We start from the raw sequence: 6,456 nt of genomic DNA, 5'->3' as shown, positions 1-6,456 counted from the left end.
GCTGAAAATACAGGTGCCACGAAAACTGATAATAATAAAATCAATGGTATTAATGTTCGCATAATCATAATTATAACCAATACTCTTCTGTCGATTAAATATTATTTATAATCAAATATAAAATTTGATTTGTGACCATAAGACAAGAATTAAGGTCTGAATGAAAACCGGGCTCTGCCCTTGACATTGGACATACCCCAATAATCACAAATCAAAAACAACTGGATTCCCACCTGCGTCGGAATGACATACTGTGTCTTGATTCTCCTATTTCCGCCCTTTTAAATGATGTTCCCTCTGGGAAATTTAACAGGGAAAATATTAAATAATTTTATCAATTCACCCTGTTAAATGTTTCTTTGCGGCCCGCTGTGCGGACTTAACAGGGTGAACAATTATCATTAACCCAAAGGTGTATAAATCAAAAAGACTTGTAAGGCTGTAATACAATATACCCAAAAAGATATAATGGGTTAGTTTTAAAATTAATTGGTTGAAAAAGCAAGGAAGTAAATACATAATTCAAAATTGAAGATTCAAGATTCAAGATAAGGAAAACAGGCTGTCGTCGCAAAGGCTTCCGTCTTCGTTAAAACTTCTGTCTTCGCCAAAGGGTACAACGTGACAAGATGGAAGGAAAAAATGCTGCGCCAGGGAAGCCTTTTAGGCTGTAGACCATTAAGTAAAGCAATAAAACCCTCCATCGTCGCCAAGAAAGTTGAGAATATTTATCTTTTATTTTTTCGTGCCTTTCGTTGCCTGTCCCGCCATAGCTTCAGCGACGGCGGATGGTTCGCGGTTTATAGTATCTTGTAACCTGCCAGTCTACAGTCTATGCTTTGCTACAATCATATACCTGTTTGTTACCCCCAGTATCCTCTTTTTCTTCATGGCAGATACAATACCGGCGCTGAAACGTTCCGAAGACATGGGGGCCTGTATAATATGTGTTGCCTGCCACCCGCCCTTTCAAAGGGCAGTAAGATAATCATCTATCATAATGGCGTTTTCCCTTTTTTCTTCCCCTGCAGGTCTGCCCTGGAAATCCCTCCAGTCAGCATTAAATAAGAGGCTGAAGCTTTTCAGTCTGAAGGCTGTTAGTGTTTTGTATTTTTTCCTTCAGCCCTCAGCCTAAACAGCTCCAGCCTGCCTTTCCTACCTGTGACCGGTTGAGATTGTGATCTATTGCAGTAACCAGCACATCCTCTGAAGTGTCCAGTAAAACAGGAAGGTCATTTTCATAAAATGACCGCCATTTCAATGGTTTAGGCAGATTATTAAAGATATTTCCCACCTGTCTCATAAATTTATGGAACAGGTGGTTCAACTTTTCACGTTGCAGGTTTTCCGCAGCGCACATGCACCTTGCTTCAAGGTCATTTACCTTAATGACCCTTGCGAGTATGGATTTGATATCAGTATATTCCTTAACAGCCCTGAATCTTCTCTCCCCGCATATGACCTGAAAACGCCCGTTACAACGCCTTAACACTACAGGTTCAATAAAGCCCCTCACGCATGATGCTCGTGGCAAGCTCCCTGAGTTTATCCGCGCTAATGAGTTTCCTGTGCTGGAAAGGGAAGGATCAATCTTTTTAATATCAATCAATTCCATGGTTTTTCTCCTGATGTTTTATTTAATAAGGCAGGTCTATGAGTCTTTATCTTTTACAATATGTATGCCATTACATAATTGAATAATCGCAGAATAATACATAAAAGGGTATTGCTACACCAACCACCTGTTTTTATAACAATTATAGTAAGGAGCTGAATAAACAAGGTCGGGTAATTAAAGAAGTGTTAGTAACCCGGCATCTGAGAGATTAGAAGGACAGCACACATTTGTTTGCAATGCTGCACATGATTCCGTGCAGATTATTTTTTTATTTAAATGATGTTTCTAGCGCCAGATCGATCCAGTAAAAAATCATGACTGACTCAGAGTGTGTGCCCCGTTTGAATACAACGCTTTTTCCTCAAAACAGCCCTAAAAAAATCCGAAGCTCAGTCAAGATCCTTACTTTGTGAATTCCATCCTTGACACAAAATTCTCTATTCCATATCATCAGGCTTTCATCCCTTAAAAAACACGTCATTAAAGAGAGACAACAAGGAGGGTCAAAAATGTTAATGCACAGGTTTCAATATACAAAACTCACCAGTGAACAGATTGATGAAGGGCTGGGTGCGCTTTTCGGTGGACCGGAATGTGTTTCTGAACGTTCTGATCTTCTTGCAGGCGAATCCATGAAAATTGTAACTGATAACGGCCCTCTGCTTGAATACTCATTTAGAGATATCAGTAGACTATCTCTTATTGAAGATGGTAAAAAAACTGTTGAATGCGGTTATGGCGCACTGACTCTTAAGCATGTTGTCTTCTTTTCACATATGATCCCAGACACACAGAGGGGTTATAACATCGTTATTGACCAGAAATCAGGGCTTGCCACGGTTATTGAGGTGTGGTTCTGCGGATATGAAGACAACAGGGAGGTACAGAGGGAGATATACTATGGTTATGTTGCTACCAATAAAAATCTACCTCATGAACGTCACCACATTACCAACAAAATATCAGGCAAGGGGTTTCACTGGAAATCGGACAGGGGCATAGAGACCCTAGAATTTTTCCCCTCTGTTACATACTCATCATTTGTCGAACTGACCCGAAATGATGATGAGCTTGTATATTGCGCCCCTTCGGATTTTATCCAGATAGATGAAAATATCTTTTTATATGACAGGGTCGAATGCGAATTCGCAGGCATTATGACCATGTATATCCTTGACCTGTTCACTCTCACACAGGCAGGGGTAAGGCTGGGGTTCAATGAAAAAGATGAACTCGAATATTACATGTTCAGGGGAGAAGGGGAGATAACAGGCCAGATAGCACAATTCCATGGGTTTGATGATCATGGTAAAGAGATAATCTATGAAATGAAGACACCTCCTATGCCAAAAGGCAAAGAACCTCAGCCGCCTCCCCCTGTGATTAAAAAGAAAGGATTCAGGCCTGTGTACCGGCCCCTTAAGAATCACCCTCCTTTAACGGAAAAACAGGTGAATGAAATAGTAAAAAAAAGCCCGCCTCCCTTTAACGATGCAGGGGTTATGGATTCAGGCACATTAGGTAACAAGATGCCCTTAAATGATTTACTTGTGGGTAAAGAGCTTACTCTCCGCTACGACAATAATGGCCCTGTATGGAATTACAGGTTTGATGAGATAAAAAAACTGAGATACCGCCGTGAAGGAGAGGTAAAATGGCATGAAGAACCTTATGAGGCATTTGAGCCAGCTGAAAAGATGATTGTTTTCGTTAACCCCCATAGTGATACCACCCCCCATGAAAGCGTTTACATTGTATTAGACCTTGTAAACGGACTTACCACGTGCGTTTACTCCATGCTTGGTTCACCTTACATGGCAAATGAGGTGTCACAGGAGGTAATATTCGGCATTATTGAAATGGAAGGCGTCAGGGCGCCCGGCATGTTAAGGCACCACTTTACTGATGAACTGGTGGGTACCTCACTCACATGGTCATACAGTGATTTCATGACATCCATCCATGTATACAGCACACCCTTCTCATACTCATGGACCATCTTTTACAAGAATGATGTGCCAGGCATGATGTGGAGTTCTCCATGCAAATATGTAAAACTGAGGGAAGACACATACCTTTTCACATGGATAGAAGAGGCGTGCAACGGCAGCCAGGGCACAATCGTTTTTAACAAGAGAACCATGCATGACTGCGGGTGCTTCTATGGAGTTAACGAGATTGGCAAAACACCACCCAGCGGATTAACATTAGGCACCTTCGGGGCACTGGCACGTAATGCAGGGTATTATGATGTGAAGAAGTATCTGGGGGTGAAGGTGAGATAGGTAAGGGGTCAAGGGGTCGAGTGTAAAAACAAATACCTAACTTTTAACAATGGTCATAATTTTGGCGATAAAACGCAGGGCGTTAATGTAAATATTCCCACAATGTCCGTGTGAACGAGAGGTAAAGCCCTAGATTCCCGATCAAGTCGGGAATGACGAATATGCCTAATAATGTTGGATGACGTCATGCCAGACTTGATCTGGCATCCAGCAGGTCGGGGTTTTAACCCAACACCCTTAAATAAATATCCTGTTGGGCTGCTTCACTAAACCCAACCTGACTAAGTGAACGAGCGGTAAATCGATTTTCACTCGACCCCTTGAACCATCGACTCCTTGGCCCCTGGCAAATTTACTTACTTCTGAACAACCATAGTTATAAAACCATTTTCAAAATCAGATATCAATATTTTAAATCCATATTGTACCATTTGTCCCTCAACCCATTCCCTTGACAGACGCAGCTTTCTGAAAAAGCTTTTAAACAGATTCCATTTGCCATCTATCTTCCTGTATACAATATCATGAACATTAACATGCTCAGGTTCATATTCGAGAAAGCAGGTAAAAACAGTATTATCATCACTTCTTACTGGTATAAATCTATCAAGGTCTTTTAACTCATGGGCCAGATCGCGGAAGGAAATAACGAATTTTCCATCAGGCTCCAATTCATTAAATACCTTTCCAAAAAGTAAAGAGACCATATCCTTTGAGTCAAGGTGGACAATCGTATCTGTCATGCAGACAATCAACTCCGGTTTTTTATTGATGATATTATCAAACTCCAACAGATCACCTTTAACAATAGTTATCGGAAGTTCTTTCGAATTTGCCTTCAATTCATCAAGGAGTTTTGCACTGAGATCAATTGCTGTTACATAATATCCGGCCTCAGCAAGGGGGATTGACTGGAATCCGCTTCCGGCACCCAGGTCAACAGCCAAGGTTGAACCATCAGGGGTCAATCCATGCTTACTTATGAATTCTCTGTTGCGCTGTAACCCGTTCTCAAAACCGCCATACATCCATGAGTAAACATCAGCCAATACCTCTTCGTAGTGTTGCTTAACAGTTGCCATGAGTAATTCCTTTATGAAAAATTCAAATGAATATCAGAATTAGTACTGATATTAATAAGGCTATACATAAACATATCCACAATCTTACCATCTTTGAACGCCCCTGAACGGATCACACCTTCCTTTTCAAAACCCGCCTTTTCAAGCACCCTGGCTGAGGCAGTATTTGTGGCATAAGGGGTAGCATAAATTCTGTGAAGACTGAATTCATGAAAGGCCCATTCACTTATAAATTTCACCGCTTCAGTCATTATGCCCTTACCCCAGAAGGGCTCAGCAAGCCAGTACCCCATCTCTGCTGTATACCTGTGGACATCCTCACCTATTATTATACCGATGCTGCCAATAATCTCGTTTTCAGTTGCTATAGCAAAGATCGTCTTCGGTTTTGAATTTTCGATATGGGTGATAAATTTTTCCGCATCACTCTCAGTATAAGGATGCGGAAATCCATCACGAAGGTTTTGCCATATCTTTATGTTATCGGCATACTTGACCAGTGATGGAATATCTTCCATCTGCCAGTCACGTATAATTATTTCATTTATTTTCTGATACATATTCATCATTATGGTTTTAATAAAATGATAACGCTATCAATATGACACCACTATGTGGTTATTTTCCATATTATAGATACTGTCATTAATTGATTTCGAATTTATTCCTTTTTTCCTTCAAGTATGAATGACAGAGGTATTTCTTTATTGTTTAAATGCACAAACAAATCTGAAATATCAATCATATACTCATTCATAGCAATAATCTTTATCCCTGATAGACACATCGCATTGATTATATCTGAATAAGGATGAGTGTAACTTGTAAAGGTTTTTGAATCGTACTTTTTTTTGGTCATATAATACATGCCATCATTTTGAACCCACTCCTTATTGAAATATGAATGTATTAACTTTAATGGGCTGGATTCATCAAAATCATCTTCTCCCAAAGCAGCAAGCATATTTGTAACTGGATGTATTTCGTTAACCAGCAGTATCCCATTCTTTGATAGACACTTTGAGACTTTGTCAAAAAAGATATCCAGATCTTTAAACCAGCATAATGCTCCGGCAGTTATAATTATGAAATCAAACCTGTTAAAGTATTCATTTCCAATATCAAGGATATTAACCGGTACAAACTTGCATCTTATGCCCAATTCGTTAGCTTTTTGATTTGAATAACGTGTCTGATTCTCCGCAATATCAAAGCCAAACCCTTCCCTTGCTCCACTATTCTTCACTAGAGAAAGCAATTCACGACCATTGTTAGAGCAAAACTGTACTACCGTTTTATCCCTTAGATCATACCTATTAAGAAATTTAATCGTCTCCGGGTTAAAGAATGGATATTTTTCATTTCTTATTCTACTGGCTATATCATCGCCCCAATTTTCATGCCTGTTATCAAATGCTTCTTCCCAGGCTTTCTTGTTTGACAGCATATAATCCATCATTGATCTCTTTTA

At 39.9% G+C, this 6,456-nt stretch carries 5 protein-coding genes; 1 reads left to right on the top strand and 4 read right to left on the bottom strand.

The window, feature by feature from the left end; genetic code table 11:
- Positions 1-1,126 precede the first annotated feature (1,126 nt).
- A complete protein-coding gene (locus GX654_16160; GenBank protein ID NLD38396.1) occupies positions 1,127-1,615 on the bottom strand; it encodes a ParB N-terminal domain-containing protein in 489 nt (162 codons plus the stop codon).
- 512 nt (positions 1,616-2,127) lie between these two features.
- On the opposite strand from GX654_16160, the gene GX654_16155 reads away from it, so the two are divergent.
- A complete protein-coding gene (locus tag GX654_16155) occupies positions 2,128-3,903 on the top strand; it encodes a hypothetical protein (protein NLD38395.1) in 1,776 nt (591 codons plus the stop codon).
- 356 nt (positions 3,904-4,259) lie between these two features.
- On the opposite strand, the gene GX654_16150 is transcribed toward GX654_16155, so the two are convergent.
- The 3 genes from GX654_16150 to GX654_16140 form a co-directional block, all read right to left on the bottom strand.
- On the bottom strand, positions 4,260-4,985 hold the full coding sequence (locus tag GX654_16150; GenBank protein ID NLD38394.1) for a class I SAM-dependent methyltransferase: 726 nt from the start codon (positions 4,983-4,985) through the stop codon (positions 4,260-4,262).
- A gap of 11 nt (positions 4,986-4,996) precedes the next feature.
- Positions 4,997-5,545 carry a GNAT family N-acetyltransferase gene (locus GX654_16145; GenBank protein NLD38393.1) on the bottom strand — a complete coding sequence of 183 codons (549 nt, stop codon included), beginning with the start codon at positions 5,543-5,545 and terminating at the stop codon, positions 4,997-4,999.
- Positions 5,546-5,646: 101 nt separating this feature from the next.
- On the bottom strand, positions 5,647-6,441 hold the full coding sequence (locus tag GX654_16140; GenBank protein ID NLD38392.1) for a methyltransferase domain-containing protein: 795 nt from the start codon (positions 6,439-6,441) through the stop codon (positions 5,647-5,649).
- Positions 6,442-6,456: the final 15 nt, after the last annotated feature.

Source organism: Desulfatiglans sp., from assembly GCA_012513605.1.
In the GTDB taxonomy this organism is placed as follows: Bacteria; Desulfobacterota; DSM-4660; order Desulfatiglandales; family HGW-15; genus JAAZBV01.
Note: the sequence above shows the minus strand (reverse complement) of the source record. Positions and strands in the feature narration are given on the sequence as shown.